Here is a 16,697-nt window from a genome sequence, read left to right on the forward strand (position 1 = left end):
CCGGCCCGGGTTCATCATCGATGCCATGAAGATGCCGGCGCTGCTGTCACGCAATAACGAAACGTTGCCCGGAGTGAGCGGCATTGCCCGGGTCGACAAGAACCAGGCCAGGCTCCTGCGCCGGGTCGGTCCCGGCGACATCGTCGTTCTCGACGCCGTCGACATGGACCGCGTCACCGCCGACGCGCTCGTCGAGGCCGGGGTCACCGCCGTGGTCAACGCCTCGACGTCGATCACCGGCCGCTACCCGAACCTCGGCCCGGAGGTGCTCGTCGCCAACGGCATCGCCCTGATCGACAACACCGGTCCCGAGGTGTTCAAGAAGGTCAAGGACGGCGCCAAGGTCCGCCTGCACGAGGGCGGTGTCTACTCCGGGGAACGGTTGCTGATCCAGGGCGAGGAGCAGACCGAAACCGAGATCTCCGACCGCATGATCGAGACGAAGACCGGCCTGGTCGACCACCTCGAGGCGTTCTCGGGCAACACCATCGAGTTCATCCGTTCGGAGAGCCCGCTGCTCATCGACGGGGTCGGAGTGCCCGACGTCGACGTGGACCTGCGCGACCGGCACGTGGTGGTGGTCGCGGACGGGCCGGACCACGAGCAGGACCTGAAGAACCTCAAGCCGTTCATCAAGGAGTATTCGCCGATCCTCGTGGGCGTCGGCACCGGCGCCGACACCCTCGTCCGGGCCGGATACCGGCCGGATCTGATCGTCGGCGACCCGGACGAGATCGGCACCGAGACCCTCAAGTCCGGCGCCGAGGTGGTGCTGCCCGCCGATCACGACGGCCACGCCCCCGGTCTCGAACGCATCCAGGACCTGGGCATCGGCGCGATGACGTTCCCCGCCACCGGCGCCCCCGCCGACCTGGCGCTGCTGCTGGCCGACCATCACGGCGCCGCCCTCATCGTCACCGTCGGCAGCACCGTCTCGCTCGACGAGTTCTTCGACCAGGGCCGCCGTGACAGCAACCCGTCGGCGTTCATGACCCGGCTGAAGGTGGGGCCGAAACTGGTCGACGCCAAGGCCGTCGCCACCCTCTACCGCAGCCGCGTCTCCGGCGGGGTGATCGCCCTGCTGGTGTTCGCCGCGCTGATCGCCGTGATCGTCGCGTTGATCGTGTCCAACCTCGGCGGCGACGTCGTGGACTGGGCCGTGCAGAGCTGGGACAGTCTCGTGGTGTGGGTGCAGGGGCTGACCGCGTGATCTCGTTGCGTCACCACGCAATCTCGATCGCAGCGGTCTTCCTCGCCCTCGCCGTGGGCATCGTCCTCGGCTCCGGGCTGCTGTCGGACAGCGTCGTCGCCGGGCTCCGCGACGACCGGTCCGAACTGCAGGGCCGGCTACAGGACGCCGAGGACCGCACCAACGTGCTCACCGAGCAGCTCAACGCGGCCGACGGTTTCGACGCCGCGGTGTCCGGGCGTGTGGTGCGCGACGCGCTCGCCGGCCGCACGGTGCTCATGATCGCCACTCCCGACACCGACCCGGCGGACCTGGACGCGGTGATCCGCACGGTCGAGGCGGCGGGCGCCGCCGTGACCGGCCGGATCTCGCTGACCGAGCCCTTCGTCGACGCCGCCGGCGCCGACCAGCTGCGCACCACCGTCACCAACGTCGTCCCCGCCGGGGTGCAGTTGCAGACCGGCGCCGTGGATCAGGGCAGCCTGGCCGGGGACCTGCTCGGAGCCGTGCTGCTCGTCGAGCCGGCGAGCGGGCAGCCGCGCAGCACCCCCCAGGAACGTGACCTCGCGCTCTCCACGCTGCGGGGCGGCGGGTTCGTCGCGTACGACGACGGGACCGTCGAACCCGCCCAGACCGCCATCGTCGTCACCGGCGACGGGGGAGCCGGCGCCGAGGGCGGCGGCAACCGCGGTGCGCTGCTGGCCCGCTTCGCCGCCGCGTTCGACTCCCGCGGTGCCGGCACGGTCCTGGCCGGGCGGCCCGGCGCCGCCGTCGGCAACGGGGCCGTCGCGGTGGTGCGGGCCGACGCGGCGCTGTCGGCCGGTCTGTCCACCGTCGACACCGTCGACCGCGAATCCGGCCGCATCACCACGGTGCTGGCGCTGCAGGAACAGCTCGCCGGGGTGTCGGGCCGGTACGGAACCGGCCCCAACGCCGGCGCCGTCACCGTCGGAACCGCCGCCCGCTGAGGGGCGCGGCGCGGCGAACGGTGTGATCCCCGTCCGATCCGGGCGAGTCGTGCACGCGGGACCCACGACAGGTGTTACCGTGAAGTTCCGTGGGTCGTGCAGGCCCCAGCAGTTCCGTCATCAGTCCGAAGTCCTGCACCAGACGTCACGGGAGCTTCTTTGCCACAGTCACGCCACTCGCGTACCGCCACCAAGCACATCTTCGTCAGCGGGGGCGTCGCCTCCTCACTGGGCAAGGGGCTGACGGCATCGAGCCTGGGCGCTCTTCTCACCGCGCGCGGCATGCGCGTGACCATGCAGAAGCTCGACCCCTACCTGAACGTCGACCCCGGCACCATGAACCCCTTCCAGCACGGCGAGGTCTTCGTCACCGAGGACGGCGCCGAAACCGACCTGGACGTGGGCCACTACGAACGCTTCCTCGACCGCGATCTCAACGCCGCCGCCAACGTCACCACCGGCCAGATCTACTCCACGGTCATCGCCAAGGAGCGGCGCGGCGAATACCTCGGCGACACCGTCCAGGTGATCCCGCACATCACCGACGAGATCAAGAACCGGATCATGGCGATGGCCGGCCCCGACAAGGACGGCAACGTTCCCGACGTGATCATCACCGAGATCGGTGGCACCGTCGGCGACATCGAGTCCCAACCGTTCCTCGAGGCGGCCCGTCAGGTCCGTCACGACGTCGGCCGCGGCAACGTCTTCTTCCTGCACGTCTCCCTCGTGCCCTATCTGGCCCCGTCGGGTGAGCTGAAAACCAAGCCCACCCAGCACTCGGTGGCGGCGCTGCGCAACATCGGCATCCAGCCCGACGCGCTGGTGCTGCGCTGCGATCGGGAGGTCCCCGCCGCCCTCAAGGCGAAGATCGCGCTGATGTGCGACGTGGACGTCGACGGCTGCATCTCCTGCCCCGACGCCCCGTCGATCTACGACATCCCCAAGGTCCTGCACCGCGAAGGACTCGACGCCTACGTCGTCCGCCAGCTCGGCCTGCCGTTCCGCGACGTGGACTGGACCGTGTGGGGCGACCTGCTCGACCGGGTGCACCAGCCGCGTGAGACCGTGCGGGTCGCGCTCGTCGGCAAGTACGTCGACCTGCCCGACGCCTACCTGTCGGTCACCGAGGCGTTGCGCGCCGGTGGTTTCGCGCACCGCGCCAAGGTCGACATCCGCTGGGTGCCCTCCGACGACTGCGAGACCGAGGCCGGCGCCCAGGCCGCGCTCGGCGACGTGGACGCGGTCCTGATCCCCGGAGGCTTCGGCATCCGCGGCATCGAGGGCAAACTCGGCGCGATCCGCTACGCCCGCACCCGCAAGATCCCGCTGCTCGGCCTGTGCCTGGGCCTGCAGTGCGTGGTCATCGAGGCGGCCCGCTCGGTGGGCATCACCGACGCGAACTCCGCCGAGTTCGATCCCGACACCACCCATCCGGTGATCTCCACGATGGCCGATCAGGAGCAGGCCGTCGCCGGCGAGGCCGATCTCGGCGGCACGATGCGGCTCGGCGCCTACCCGGCCGTACTCGCCAAGGGCTCGGTCGTCGCCCGCGCCTACGGCGGCGAGCAGGTCTCCGAGCGGCACCGCCACCGCTACGAGGTCAACAACGCCTACCGCGACCGGATCGCCAAGTCGGGCCTGAGGTTCTCGGGCACCTCCCCGGACGGGCATCTCGTCGAGTTCGTCGAGTACCCCGCCGACCTGCACCCGTTCTTCGTGGCCACCCAGGCGCATCCCGAGCTCAAGAGCCGCCCCACCCGCCCGCACCCGCTGTTCTCCGCGTTCATCGCAGCCGCGCTGCGGTACAAGGCCGCCGAGCGCCTGCCCGTGGACGTGCACGGCGACGACGCGGACGAGGTCGACGTGGACGGCGGCGACGCGGTGGTCACCACGTCCGAGAACGCCACCGCCGGCGGCAAGTAGCCGACCGTGACGCAGCGACACGAGTTCCGGACGCTGTCCACGCGCCGGATCTACACCGGCGCGATCGTGTCGCTGCGTGTGGACCGGGTCGCCATGCCCGACGGGCACGAGGCCGAACGGGAGGTGGTCGAACACCACGGCGCCGTCGCGATCGCCGCGGTCGACGAGCAGGACCGGCTGATCCTGATCCACCAGTACCGCCACCCGCTCGGCCACCGCCTCTGGGAGCTGCCCGCCGGGCTGCTCGACGCGCCCGGCGAGGACCCGCTCGACGCGGCCCGCCGGGAACTCGCCGAGGAGACCGGCCTGGCCGCCGCCCGCTGGGACCTGCTCGTCGACCTCGCCCTCTCGCCGGGATTCACCGACGAGGCCGTGCGCGTGTACGCGGCCCGGGGCCTGTCCGAGGCCGACCGGCCCGACCCCGAACACGAGGAGGCGGACCTCGAGATCCGCCGCGTCCCCGTCGACGAGGCCGTCGCCATGGTGCTCGGCGGCCGGATCGTCAACGCCACCGCCGTGTCGGGGATCCTCGCCCTCGCCGCCACCCGCCGCGACGCGGGCGCCCTGCGCCCCGCCGAGGCCGAGTGGCCCGACCGGCCCCGCGCCCTGCTGCGCACCAAGCGCGACGGGAACTGACGCGGTGCTCGCCCGCCAGCTCGACGCCTACCTCGACCACCTCACCGTCGAGCGCGGCGCCGCCCCCAACACCCTGGCGTCCTACCGGCGCGACCTCACCCGCTACCTCGACCACCTCACCGACCGCGGCATCGACGACCTCGCCGACGTCCGCGAAGAGCACGTCGGCGACTTCGTCACCGCGCTGCGCCGAGGCGACCCCGACCGCGGCAGGCCCGCCCTCGCGGCCAGCTCCGCCGCCCGCGCCCTCGTCGCCGTGCGCGGACTGCACCGCTTCGCCACCACCGAAGGCCGCACCCCCGTCGACGTCGCCCGCGCCGTCAAACCCCCCGCCGCGGGCCGGCGCCTGCCCAAGGCCCTGTCCGTCGCCGACGTGCTGGCCATCCTCGGCTCCGCGGGCACCAGCGCCGACGGGCCGCGCGACCTGCGCGACCGGGCGCTGCTCGAACTGCTGTACTCCACCGGGGCACGCATCTCCGAGGCCGTCGGCCTCGACGTCGACGACCTCGACACCACCAACCGGTCGGTGCTCCTGCGCGGCAAGGGCGGCAAGCAACGCGTCGTGCCGGTCGGCCGTCCCGCCCTGGCCGCCGTCGACGCCTATCTCGTGCGGGGCCGGCCCGCGCTGGCCACCGGCCGCACCCCCGCACTGTTCCTCAACGCCCGCGGCGGCCGCCTGTCCCGGCAGAGCGCCTGGCAGGTGCTGCAGACCGCCGCCACCCGCGCCGGGGTCACCGCCGCCGTCTCCCCGCACACCCTGCGCCACTCCTTCGCCACCCACCTCCTCGACGGCGGCGCCGACGTGCGCGTGGTGCAGGAACTGCTCGGCCATGCCTCGGTGACCACCACACAGATCTACACGCAGGTCACAGCCGGTGCGCTGCGCGAGGTGTGGGCCGGGGCCCACCCCCGCGCCCGATAGCGCCCGCGACGGCAGGGCGTGTCCACGGCGCCATCGCACCACCCGAAGCGGTAGCGTTGATCCGACAGCCGAGCGAGCAGGACAGGGGGAGCAGGGGATAGTGGGGACACCACAACCGCCCGCAGCGGACACAGCGCCGGCAGCACAGCACGCCCTGCTCCACGGCCGCCCCGGCGCCGACGCGGCACACGCCGGCCCGGAGCACACCCACACCGCGGAACCCGAGGCCGAGCTCGGCCCCACCGGCCGGCCCCGCCGGCACGTCCCGGAACCGCAGCCGCTGCCCAGCCACGGGCCCGCGAAGATCATCGCGATGTGCAACCAGAAGGGCGGGGTCGGCAAGACCACCTCGACCATCAACCTCGGTGCCTCCCTCGCCGAATACGGCCGCCGCGTCCTGCTCGTCGACCTCGACCCGCAGGGCGCCCTGTCCGCCGGTCTCGGTGTCGCCCACCACGACCTCGACCTGACCGTGCACAACCTCCTCGTCGAACGCGGCGTCTCCGTCGACGACGTACTGCTGCACACCCGCGTCGAAGGCCTGGACCTGCTGCCCAGCAACATCGACCTGTCCGCCGCCGAGATCCAGCTCGTCTCCGAGGTCGGCCGCGAACAAGCCCTCGGCCGCGCCCTGTACCCCGTCCTCGACCGCTACGACTACATCCTCGTCGACTGCCAGCCGTCCCTCGGCCTGCTCACCGTCAACGCCCTTGCCTGCGCCGACGCGGTGATCATCCCGATGGAATGCGAGTACTTCAGCCTCCGCGGACTGGCCCTGCTCAACGACACCGTCGACAAGGTGCGCGACCGGCTCAACCCCAAGCTCAGCCTCGCCGGGATCCTCGTGACCATGTTCGACTCGCGCACCCTGCACGCCCGCGAGGTGATGTCCCGGGTCGTCGAGGTCTTCGGCGACCTCGTCTACGACAGCGTCATCGCCCGCACCGTCCGGTTCCCCGAGACCAGCGTCGCCGGAGAACCCATCACCACCTGGGCGCCGAAGTCCGCCGGCGCCGAGTCCTACCGGGCCCTGGCCCGCGAAGTGATCCACCGCTCCGGCCGATAGCCCGTGACCGTCGACACCCCCGGCCCGGCCGCGCCCGACCCTGCCCGCCCCGCCCCGCCCCCCGCGGGCTTCCAGGTACGGCTGCGCAACTTCGAGGGCCCCTTCGACCTGCTGCTCACCCTGATCTCCCAGCACCGCCTCGACGTCACCGAGGTCGCCCTGCACGAGGTCACCGACGAGTTCATCGCCTACACCCGCGCCCGCGGCCCCGAGATGGGACTCGACCAGACCACCGAGTTCCTCGTCGTCGCCGCGACCCTGCTCGACCTCAAGGCCGCCCGCCTCCTGCCCTCCGGCGACGTCGACGACCCCGAGGACCTCGCCCTGCTCGAGGCCCGCGACCTGCTCTTCGCCCGCCTGCTGCAATACCGCGCCTTCAAACAGATCGCCGACCTGTTCGCCGAGTTCGAAGCCGCCGCCCTGCGCCGCTACCCACGCGCGGTCTCGCTCGAACCGCAGTACGAGAACCTGGTGCCCGAGGTCGTCCTCGGCGTCGACGCGGCCCGGTTCGCCGAGATCGCCGCCGCCGCCTTCCGGCCCAAGCCGCCACCCCGCGTCGGCCTCGACCACCTCCACACCCCCCGGGTCTCCGTCCCCGAGCAGGCCGCCCGCCTGCTCACCCTGCTGCGCGCCCACGGCGCCGGCACCTGGACCACCTTCGGCCAACTCGTCGCCGAATGCGACAACAGCCTGCAGATCGTCGCCCGGTTCCTCGCGCTGCTCGAGCTCTACCGCGAACGAGCCGTCACCTTCGACCAACCCGAGCCGCTCGGGCCGCTCCAGGTGGCCTGGACCGGCGAGAACGACGACGCCGTCACCACATTCGAGGAGGACTACGGGTGAGCAGCGACACGCCGGACCCCGACCCGCGCGGACTCGACGCCGAACTGCTCGAGATGACCGACGACGAACTCGCCGCCGCCCTCGAGGCGCTGCTCCTCGTCGTCGACACCCCCGCCCCCAACGCCCAGCTCGCCGACGCGATCGGCGTCACCGCCACCCGCGTCGAGACCACCCTGCACCGCATGGCGGCCGACCTCGACGCGCGCGGCTCGGGCATCGACCTGCGCTACGCCGGCGACGGCTGGCGCTTCTACACCCGCCGTGACTACGCCCCGTACGTCGAACGGCTCCTGCAGGGCGGCGCCCGCACCAAGCTCACCCGTGCCGCCCTCGAAACCCTCGCCGTCGTCGCCTATCGCCAGCCCGTCACCCGCGCCCGCGTCAGCGCCGTCCGTGGCGTCAACGTCGACGGCGTCATGCGCACCCTCCTGGCCCGCGACCTGATCGCCGAGGACGGCACCGACCCCGAGACCGGCGGCACCCGCTACGTCACCACCGAACTGTTCCTCGAACGCCTCGGCCTGGCCTCCCTGCAGGACCTGCCGCCCCTCGCGCCGCTGCTCCCGGACGTCGATGTGATCGACGACATCAGCGAAAGTCTCGAGGCCGACCCACGATTTGCGAGAATGGGAAGGAACCCGCGCACCGAGTCCACCTCGCCCGCGCCGTTCGATCCCGATTGAGACAGGAAAAAAGTGCACAAGCCCGCTCGCCGTGATGGCACACCGGACCGCAGAAAGACCACCTCCCGCGCGGGGAACCCCCCGCGCGAACGACGGGGCGAACCCGCCGCCCGCGCGGCCACGCCCAAGAAGGCACACCGCAAGGGCGACACCCCGCTCAACAAGCGCGGCCGTCCCGCCGCCCCCAAGCCCCAGGCCCAGCGCCCGGCGGCCCTCCCCAAGATCAGCAACGCCAAACCCGCCCGGCACCAGCACGCCGCCGAGCGCCCCCAACTGCCCGCCGGCGAAGGCATGCGCCTGCAGAAGGTCCTCGCCCAGGCCGGAGTGGCGTCCCGCCGCGCCGCCGAGGAACTCATCGCCGCCGGCCGCGTCGAGGTCGACGGCTCCATCGTCACCGAACAGGGCCTGCGCGTGGACCCCGAGAACGCCGTCGTCCGCGTCGACGGCGTGCGCGTCGTCGTCAACAAGGACCTCGTCCACCTCGTGCTCAACAAGCCGCGCGGCTGGCAGTCCACCATGTCCGACGACCTCGGGCGCCCCTGCGTCGGCGACATCGTCTCCGAACGCGTCGCCGCCGGACAACGCCTCTTCCACGTCGGCCGGCTCGACGCCGACACCGAAGGGCTGCTGCTGCTCACCAACGACGGCGAGCTCGCCCACCGGCTCATGCACCCCTCCTACGAGGTGACCAAGACCTACCTCGCCACCGTCAAGGGCGTCCTCCCGCGCGGTATCGGCAAGCAGCTGCGCGCCGGCGTCGAACTCGACGACGGCCCCGCCAAGGTCGATTCCTTCGCGCTCCTGCAGGTAAACGAGGGCCAGTCCCTCGTCCGCCTCGAACTGCACGAGGGCCGCAAGCACATCGTGCGCCGCCTGCTCGACGCCGTCGGCCACCCCGTGATCCGCCTGGTGCGCACCGACATCGGACCCGTCGCGCTCGGCGACCAGCGACCCGGCACCCTGCGGGTGCTCGGCCGCAAGGAAGTCGGCGGCCTCTACCAGGCGGTGGGCCTGTGAGCTCCCTGATCGTCGCCATGGACGGCCCGTCCGGCACCGGCAAGTCCACCGTCTCCAAGCGGCTCGCCCGCCGCCTCGGCGCCGCCTATCTCGATACCGGCGCCATGTACCGGGTCGCGACCCTGCACGCCCTGCGAGCGGGGGCGGACCTGACCGATCCCGCCGCCATCGCCGCCGCCACCGCGTCCCTGCCCTGGTCGATCGGCACCGACCCGGAAGTCGAGGACATCCGGCTCGCCGGGGAGGACGTCCGCGAGATCATCCGCGGCGGCGAGGTCACCGGCGCCGTCTCCGCCGTTTCCGCCGTCCCCGCGGTGCGTCGGGCCCTCGTCGCAGCGCAGCAGAGCATCGGCCGCGACGCCGGGCACATCGTCGTCGAGGGGCGCGACATCGGCACCGTCGTGTTCCCCGACGCGGATGTGAAGATCTACCTCACCGCCTCCGCCGAGGCCCGGGCACAGCGGCGCAACCGGCAGAACATCGCCGAAGGCCGCGGCGACGACTACGAGGCGGTGCTCGCCGCGGTGCAGCGCCGCGACCACCTCGACTCCACCCGCGCGGTCTCCCCGCTGCGCGCGGCGGACGACGCGGTCGTCGTCGACACGAGCGACATGGACATCGACGAAGTGATCGCCGCGCTCGCCGCCGTGGTCGCCGAGCAGACGGGAGCGACCCTGTGAGCGAGGATGTGACGGAATTCGCCGGCGACGGCACCTGGTCGGAGGAAGCGGACTGGGACCTCGAGCTCGTCGGGGACGACGAACTCGAGGAGTTCGTGCCCGTGCCGACCGTCGCCGTGGTCGGACGACCCAACGTCGGCAAGTCGACCCTGGTCAACCGCATCATCGGCCGCCGCGAAGCGGTCGTCGAGGACGTGCCGGGCGTGACCCGCGACCGCGTCTCGTACGAGGCCAACTGGAACGGCCGCCGATTCATGGTGCAGGACACCGGCGGCTGGGAGCCCGACGCGAAGGGCCTGCAACAGTCCGTCGCGCGGCAGGCGGAGATTGCGATGCGCACAGCCGACGCGATCCTGATCGTCGTCGACGCGACCGTCGGCGCCACCGCCGTCGACGAGGCGGTCGCCAGGGTCCTGCGCCGCTCCAAGACGCCGGTGCTGCTCGTCGCGAACAAGGTCGACGACGACCGCGTCGAGTCCGAAGCGGCCGCCCTGTGGTCGCTGGGCCTGGGGCAGCCGTACTCGGTGTCGGCCACCCACGGTCGCGGCACCGGGGACCTGCTCGACGAGCTGCTCTCGGTGCTGCCGCAGACCCCGCGCGAAGGCACCGGCGGGGGAGGCCCGCGTCGTGTCGCGCTGGTCGGCAAGCCCAACGTCGGCAAGTCCAGCCTGCTCAACAAGCTGGCCGGCGACGAAAGGTCGGTGGTGCACAACGTCGCCGGCACGACGGTCGACCCGGTGGACTCCCTCGTCGAGCTCGGCGGAAAGACCTGGCGGTTCGTCGACACCGCCGGCCTGCGCAAGCGCGTCAACACCGCCTCCGGGGCCGAGTTCTACGCCTCGCTGCGCACCCGCGGCGCCATCGAGGCCGCGGAGGTGGCGGTGCTGCTGATCGACGCCTCCGAGCCCATCACCGAGCAGGACCAACGGGTGATCTCGATGGTCGCCGACGCGGGCCGCGCCCTCGTCATCGCCTTCAACAAGTGGGACCTCGTCGACGAGGATCGCCGCTACGAGCTGAGCCGGGAGATCGAACGCGATCTGCTGCGCGTGCCGTGGGCGGCGCGCGTCAACATCTCCGCCAAGACCGGCCGGGCCGTGCAGAAGCTCGTGCCGGCCATGGAGACCGCCCTCGAGTCCTGGGACAAGCGCATCTCCACCGGCCGGCTCAACACCTGGCTCAAGGAGGTCGTCGCCGCGACTCCGCCGCCGATGCGCGGCGGCCGCCTGCCGCGGGTACTGTTCGCCACCCAGGCCGGCACCCGGCCGCCGACGTTCGTGCTGTTCACCACCGGCTTCCTCGAGGCCGGCTACCGCCGATTCCTCGAGCGGCGGCTGCGCGAGGAGTTCGGCTTCGAGGGCAGCCCGGTGCGGATCTCCGTGCGCGTGCGCGAGAAACGGGACCGCCGCGGCAAGTAGCACCCGAAACGGTCCTGACCAGGCGATTGGTGAATCGGTCCGTCCCTGTTGTAATCTCAACGAGCGCTCGACGAGAGCGCGGACGGGCTGTGGCGCAGCTTGGTAGCGCACTTGACTGGGGGTCAAGTGGTCGCAGGTTCAAATCCTGTCAGCCCGACCCACGACGAGGCGGTCCCGAATTCACCGGGACCGCCTCGTTCGCGTGCGGGCCACCCTCCGCGGCCCGGTTCCAGGACTGCCGTGCTGCTCCGGCCCACCCCGGAACCAGCCGCCCAGGGTGCGGCAGCGGCAGCTCCGCGAAAGGCCCACGGTCAGGGTCCAAAGACCGCAGTCAACACCTCGAGCCGCGAGTACTGTCGCGAACAGGAGCCGCGGCCACACCGAGGCGCGACGGGCATCTCCAGTCCGAGGAGACAACATGACCGAAACCCGGATCGGCACCGAATCCCAGGCCACCAACAGCACCGGCGACGCCGCCACGGCGGAGGCGACTCCCGCCGTCGACACCGGCCCGGTCCGGCACGAGCAGATCGACGCGGTCGTCGACACGGCGACCACCGCGGCGGCCGAGTTCCGCACCCTCGACCAGCAACAGGTCGACGCGATCGTCGAAGCCATGGCGCAGGCCGGCATCCGGGCGGCCGCGGAACTGGCATCGGTGGCGATCGAGGAGACCGGATTCGGCGTCTTCGAGGACAAGGTCGTCAAGAACTACGTGGCCACCGAGTTCCTCTACGACTACCTCAAGGACAAGAAGTCCGTGGGCGTGATCGAGGAGGACGTCGAGCGCAGCATCGTCCGCGTCGCCGAACCCATCGGCGTGGTCCTGGCGATCACCCCGGTCACCAACCCCACCTCCACGGTGCTGTACAAGGCGATCGTCGCGGCAAAGACCCGCAACGCCGTCATCTTCCGGCCCTCGCCCTTCGCCGTGCGGTCGTGCGAACGCACGGTCGAGATCCTGCGTGCGGCAGCCGAAGCGGCCGGTATGCCCCCCGGCGCGCTGCAGGTCATTCCCGACGCCGCCCACGAGGTCACCCACTACCTGTTCAAGCATCCTCGGGTCGACTTCATCTGGGTCACCGGCGGGCAGAAGATCGTCTCCCTCGCCAACGCGGCCGGCAAACCCGCGCTCGGCGTGGGACCCGGCAACGCCCCCATCTATCTGCACCGCACGGCCGACATCAAGGGCGCCGTCGTCGACATCCTCATCTCGAAGACCTTCGATGCCTCCGTGATCTGCCCCGCCGAACAGACCTGCATCATCGACGACGAGATCTACGACGCCACCGTCGCCGAGTTCGAGCGGATGGGGGCGCACGTACTCACGGACGAGCAGGCCGCCGCGGTGGCCGAATTCGCCTTCGGCTGCGGCGACAAGGTCAACCTCGCCGCTCTCGGCCAGCAGGCTCCCGAACTGGCCGCCCGCGCGGGCTTCACCGTGGATCCAGCGGTCAAGGTGCTCCTGGCGCCGTTGCCCTCCGACCTCGACCAGCTCGCCGCGCACCCTCTGGTGCAGGAGAAGCTGATGCCCGTCCTCGGTCTCGTGCGCGCCCGCGACGTCCAGCACGGCATCGACGCCGCCGTGCTCGTCACCGAACACGGCGGCCTCGGCCACACCTCCGCCATCTACGCCACCGATCCGGCGGTCATCGACGCCTACGGTCTGGCCGTGCGCACCGGACGGATCCTCGTCAACGCCCCCACCGCGGTCGGCGCGCTCGGCGGGATCTACAACAACCTCACCCCCACCTTCTCCCTGGGTTGCGGCACTTGGGGCGGATCGAGCACCACCGAGAACGTCAACTACCAGCAGCTGCTCAACATCAAGACCGTCGCGCACCGGCGCACCCCGCCGCAGTGGTTCCGCGTGCCCTCCAACACCTACTTCAATGCCGGTGCCCTCGAGAACCTCCGCGAGGTCCCGTGTACGAGCGTTGTGGTCGTCACCGACGCGTTGAGCGAACAGCGGGGAGTCGTCGACGAGCTCCGCGCCCACCTGCGCGCGGAGCACATCAAGGTGTTCAGCGAGGTCGAACCGGAACCGGACGAGGCCACCATCCGCCGCGGCGTTGCGCTGCTCGAGGGGTACCCGCCGGACCTGCTCATCGCCATCGGCGGTGGGTCGGTGATCGACGCGGCGAAAGCGATCCGGTTGTTCTACGAACACCCGGAGAAGGATCTCGCGGAGCTGACGCTGCCGTTCCTCGACCCCCGCAAGCGCATGGCGGAATACCCGCAGGATCCACACAAGCTGCGGCTGGTGGCAATCCCCACGACCGCCGGCACCGGATCGGAGGTCTCACCCGCGGCCGTCCTCACCGTCGCCGGCCGCAAGGAGACCCTCGTCGACTACTCGCTGGTTCCGGATATGGCGGTGGTGGACCCGATGCTCACCCTCTCGATGCCGCGCACCCTGACCGTCGACACCGGCATCGACGCGCTGACCCACGCGCTGGAAGCGGTAGCCTCCATCTTCGCCTCGCCCTACACCGATGCGTTCTGTGTCCAGGCCGCGCGCCTGATCTTCGAGGCGCTGCCGCGGGTGTACGACGACCCGAACGATCTGTCCGCCCGCACCGACATGTCCAATGCCGCCACTCTTGCCGGACTCGCCTTCTCGAACGCCTTCGTCGGCACGAACCACGCCCTCGCGCACTCCGTCGGCGCCAGGTTCGGCATCGCCCACGGCCGGGTGAACGGCGTGTTCCTGCCCCACACCCTGCGCTACAACGCCAGCCTGCCGACCAAGTTCATGCCGGCCCCGGGCTACTCCGCGTACGTCGCGCCCGAGAAGTACGCTCAGCTCGGGCGGATCGTCTTCGGGGGGCACGAACCCGAGGAGAGCCGCCGCCGGCTCTTCCAGGGTGTCGAGGACCTGCTCCGCCGCATGGGGGTGCCGCGCACCCTGAAGGAGATCGGCATCGCGGAGGACGAGTTCCTCGCCGCCCTGCCGGAGCTGGCGATGACCGCGTTCCAGGACCTGAGCAACCGCACCAACCCGCGGATGCCGCTGATCAGCGAGATCACCACCCTGCTCCGGCTCGGCTACTACGGGGACGGCGAGCATGCCCACTGACAGCGCCACCAAGACCGTCCAGGTCGAGGCGCCCTTGGGCACCGTGCTCGCGACCATCCGTGACCTCGAGAGCCAGACCGAGTGGATCCCCGAGATCCTCGAGGCCGAGGTGCTCGAGGTCGACGAGGAGACCGGATTGCCGCGCACCGCCCGGTTCAAGGCGTCGGCCACCGTCGGTACCGACAGCTACACCCTGACCTACCGGCACCGCGACGACGGCATGAGCTGGTCGATGCTCCAAGGACGCCTGCAGACCGGGCAGGAAGGGCGCTACCAACTCGACGCGGTCGGTCCGGCCAGCACCTCCGTCACGTACGAGCTGACCATCCACCACAACCTGCCGCTGCCCGGTTTCCTGCGGAATCGGGTGATCAAGGGCCTGGTCGACAGTACGCTCACCGGTCTGAAGAAGCGCCTGGAGAGCTGAACGCGGGCGGCGCGGGGCCCACCCGGTCCACACCCGCCACGGTCTGGACCACTACGTGGGCGCCCTGCCCGAGCACCGCGGCAGCGGCCGGCTGCTGCGCCGTGACCCGGACGGTTCGGTCCCTGTCGTACTCGACCGGCTCCACTTCCCGAATGGCATCACTCTCACGGAGGACGAATCCACTGTCCTGTTCGCCGAAACCGGCGGTTACTGCCTGACCGGACTGCCGGTCCGTGCCCCCACGCCCCGCGGCCGCTGATGACGAACCTTCCGGGAATGCCGGACAACGTCTCCCGGGCGCGCGGCGGCCGGATGTGGGTGGCGATGGTTGCGCCCCGCAATGGTGTCCTCGACCGGCTCGGAGGCAGCTGACCCGTGGTACGCCGGGCGTTGTGGCGGCTGCCGGTGGCGCGACTGGCTCGTCCCGCTCGCACGACCTGGGTGCTGGGGTGGGGGAGGACGGCCGCCTGCTGCACGACTTCGGGTGCCGGGATGTGCCCTTCGGCGAGGTGACGGGCGTCGTCGAGCATGCCGGGCGGTTGTACCTGGGAAGCCCCTGAGCGACTCGGCGATCCTGTGCGTGGACGTGGACCGGGCGCGATGAGCGAGCCACGACGGCGCGGTTCTCCCGCCCGTTCCGAGCGGTGCCCCCTCGGGCACGAGAGGGGAGGGGCGCGGGCCCCCGCTGACACCGCCGCATCCGAATTCGAAGCAAACGGAACACAATAATTTCAAGAAGAAGACCGCTCGGCGCACCCAAGTCCGGCTTACATTATCCGACCAGTACGGAACAGAAGTATTTTCCGAAATTCATCACGACTCCACGCTCCCCACCGAAACCCCCCAAGAGGCACCGCGCACAGTCAGGCGCCGAACGCGCGGGAGATGGCCGCAGCGACGTCGCGGTGGCCCCGGATCGGCAGGGCCAGCCCACGGCCGGCATGAGCGAGATCGCGGGCGGTGAGCAGATCGTGTTCGCCGGAGATGTCGGCGAGCACGTCGAGCCGAGAGAGCCGGGAGGCGGCGGTCCGCGGATCGGGCCCGGCATTGTGCACACAATCGGACAGCAACAGCACCCGTCCCTCGTCGGCGGGTACGTCCCGGAGCTGACGCGCCGCCACCTCGAGCGCGAAGCCGACGTTCGTCAGACCCTTGCTCGGGATCCGGAGCAGCAGGTCCACGAGCCGAGCCGGGGAGACCGGCTCACCGAGAGCGCTGAGCACGGCGGCTTCGGACCAGAACGCCACCACCGCCAGATCGTCGTGGCCGAGCTCGCCGGCCACGGCACCCACCGCGGCCGCGGCGGTGCGGATGCGTTCGCCGCGCATCGACCCGGAGATGTCGACGACCAGCACCACCTTCCGGCGGTCGCGGATCCGGTCCCGCATCACCAGATCGGTCGACCGCGCGAGCGGGTCCTCCGCGAGCACTTCGACGGTGCGGTCGAGATCGAGTTCCTCGGCGCCGTCCTGATACGGCAGGGTTCGCAGTCTGCCGACGCCCCGCCGAGGCAGGCGACGGTGCCGCGGGCGCGGCACGGACAGGCGCGCAGCGATCTCGCGGGCCCGGCGTCGGACCTCGGCGTCGCCGGCAGGGCCCGACGCATCGAGTTCGCCCAGTGTCAGCACCTCGGCCGGCTCGTCGGTCATCCCGGGACCCGCACCGGGACCCGTTCCGGGGCTGCGCCCCTGACGATGCGGACCGCCGACCATCGCCAAACCCTGGCCGCTGCCTCGGTTCTCGTACAGCGTCGGGACCGTCGACAGCTGCTTCGGCTTGCGCCGGAAAGGCTTTCCCCGACCGGTGGAGTGACGCTGGGCGCGCCGGTGCACGGGGCCGTCCG

15 protein-coding genes and 1 tRNA gene are annotated in these 16,697 nt (G+C 71.2%); 15 read left to right on the forward strand and 1 reads right to left on the reverse strand.

The annotated features are described in order from the left end of the window. Nucleotides 1-25 precede the first annotated feature (25 nt). From steA to OCS65_RS14815, 15 genes are all read left to right on the forward strand, one after another. Nucleotides 26-1,210, forward strand: a complete 1,185-nt coding sequence (gene steA / locus OCS65_RS14745; protein WP_263507187.1) for a putative cytokinetic ring protein SteA — start codon at nucleotides 26-28, stop codon at nucleotides 1,208-1,210. Next, nucleotides 1,207-2,157, forward strand: coding sequence for a copper transporter (locus OCS65_RS14750; protein WP_006936730.1), 951 nt, complete (start codon nucleotides 1,207-1,209; stop codon nucleotides 2,155-2,157). Before steA ends, OCS65_RS14750 begins: the two co-directional genes overlap by 4 nt. 159 nt (nucleotides 2,158-2,316) lie before the next feature. After that, nucleotides 2,317-4,083, forward strand: coding sequence for a CTP synthase (locus tag OCS65_RS14755; protein WP_006936731.1), 1,767 nt, complete (start codon nucleotides 2,317-2,319; stop codon nucleotides 4,081-4,083). A 6-nt stretch (nucleotides 4,084-4,089) separates the two neighbouring features. After that, on the forward strand, nucleotides 4,090-4,719 hold the full coding sequence (locus tag OCS65_RS14760) for an NUDIX domain-containing protein (protein ID WP_006936732.1): 630 nt from the start codon (nucleotides 4,090-4,092) through the stop codon (nucleotides 4,717-4,719). 4 nt (nucleotides 4,720-4,723) lie between these two features. Beyond that, on the forward strand, nucleotides 4,724-5,641 hold the full coding sequence (xerD, locus tag OCS65_RS14765; protein WP_006936739.1) for a site-specific tyrosine recombinase XerD: 918 nt from the start codon (nucleotides 4,724-4,726) through the stop codon (nucleotides 5,639-5,641). Between the two features lie 100 nt (nucleotides 5,642-5,741). Continuing rightward, complete coding sequence (locus OCS65_RS14770; protein ID WP_006936740.1) at nucleotides 5,742-6,707, forward strand: ParA family protein; 966 nt, start codon at nucleotides 5,742-5,744, stop codon at nucleotides 6,705-6,707. 3 nt (nucleotides 6,708-6,710) lie between these two features. Next, nucleotides 6,711-7,550 carry a segregation and condensation protein A gene (locus tag OCS65_RS14775; protein WP_263507189.1) on the forward strand — a complete coding sequence of 280 codons (840 nt, stop codon included), beginning with the start codon at nucleotides 6,711-6,713 and terminating at the stop codon, nucleotides 7,548-7,550. Further along, the gene (gene scpB / locus OCS65_RS14780) at nucleotides 7,547-8,233 is read left to right on the forward strand and encodes an SMC-Scp complex subunit ScpB (RefSeq protein ID WP_006936742.1); all 687 of its coding nucleotides are present in this window, start codon (nucleotides 7,547-7,549) and stop codon (nucleotides 8,231-8,233) included. The genes OCS65_RS14775 and scpB overlap by 4 nt, the downstream gene beginning before the upstream one ends. Before the next feature lie 12 nt (nucleotides 8,234-8,245). Further along, nucleotides 8,246-9,250 carry a pseudouridine synthase gene (locus OCS65_RS14785; protein ID WP_006936744.1) on the forward strand — a complete coding sequence of 335 codons (1,005 nt, stop codon included), beginning with the start codon at nucleotides 8,246-8,248 and terminating at the stop codon, nucleotides 9,248-9,250. Nucleotides 9,251-9,267: 17 nt separating this feature from the next. Beyond that, entirely contained in the window at nucleotides 9,268-9,930 is a 663-nt protein-coding gene (gene cmk, locus OCS65_RS14790; protein ID WP_044475988.1) for a (d)CMP kinase, read from the forward strand. Next, the gene (gene der, locus OCS65_RS14795) at nucleotides 9,927-11,348 is read left to right on the forward strand and encodes a ribosome biogenesis GTPase Der (protein ID WP_006936753.1); all 1,422 of its coding nucleotides are present in this window, start codon (nucleotides 9,927-9,929) and stop codon (nucleotides 11,346-11,348) included. The genes cmk and der overlap by 4 nt, the downstream gene beginning before the upstream one ends. Before the next feature lie 83 nt (nucleotides 11,349-11,431). After that, a tRNA-Pro gene (locus OCS65_RS14800) sits at nucleotides 11,432-11,505 on the forward strand. Between the two features lie 261 nt (nucleotides 11,506-11,766). Further along, a complete protein-coding gene (gene adhE / locus OCS65_RS14805) occupies nucleotides 11,767-14,427 on the forward strand; it encodes a bifunctional acetaldehyde-CoA/alcohol dehydrogenase (protein ID WP_006936755.1) in 2,661 nt (886 codons plus the stop codon). Beyond that, the gene (locus OCS65_RS14810; protein WP_006936756.1) at nucleotides 14,417-14,854 is read left to right on the forward strand and encodes an SRPBCC family protein; all 438 of its coding nucleotides are present in this window, start codon (nucleotides 14,417-14,419) and stop codon (nucleotides 14,852-14,854) included. The genes adhE and OCS65_RS14810 overlap by 11 nt, the downstream gene beginning before the upstream one ends. Nucleotides 14,855-14,897: 43 nt before the next feature. Beyond that, nucleotides 14,898-15,113, forward strand: a complete 216-nt coding sequence (locus OCS65_RS14815) for an SMP-30/gluconolactonase/LRE family protein (protein ID WP_082120245.1) — start codon at nucleotides 14,898-14,900, stop codon at nucleotides 15,111-15,113. A gap of 604 nt (nucleotides 15,114-15,717) precedes the next feature. Here the strand turns inward: OCS65_RS14815 and OCS65_RS14820 are convergent. Beyond that, entirely contained in the window at nucleotides 15,718-16,686 is a 969-nt protein-coding gene (locus tag OCS65_RS14820) for a vWA domain-containing protein (RefSeq protein WP_050035288.1), read from the reverse strand. Nucleotides 16,687-16,697: the final 11 nt, after the last annotated feature.

Source organism: Rhodococcus aetherivorans, assembly GCF_025722975.1.
GTDB classification, from domain to species: Bacteria; Actinomycetota; Actinomycetes; order Mycobacteriales; family Mycobacteriaceae; genus Rhodococcus; species Rhodococcus aetherivorans.

What these genes read in the sequence shown, in the direction of transcription:
- OCS65_RS14810 (WP_006936756.1), top strand. Translation starts at nt 14,417, where the DNA reads ATGCCCACTGACAGCGCCACCAAGACCGTCCAGGTCGAGGCGCCCTTG.
- steA (WP_263507187.1), top strand. Translation starts at nt 26, where the DNA reads ATGAAGATGCCGGCGCTGCTGTCACGCAATAACGAAACGTTGCCCGGA.
- adhE (WP_006936755.1), top strand. Translation starts at nt 11,767, where the DNA reads ATGACCGAAACCCGGATCGGCACCGAATCCCAGGCCACCAACAGCACC.
- cmk (WP_044475988.1), top strand. Translation starts at nt 9,268, where the DNA reads ATGGACGGCCCGTCCGGCACCGGCAAGTCCACCGTCTCCAAGCGGCTC.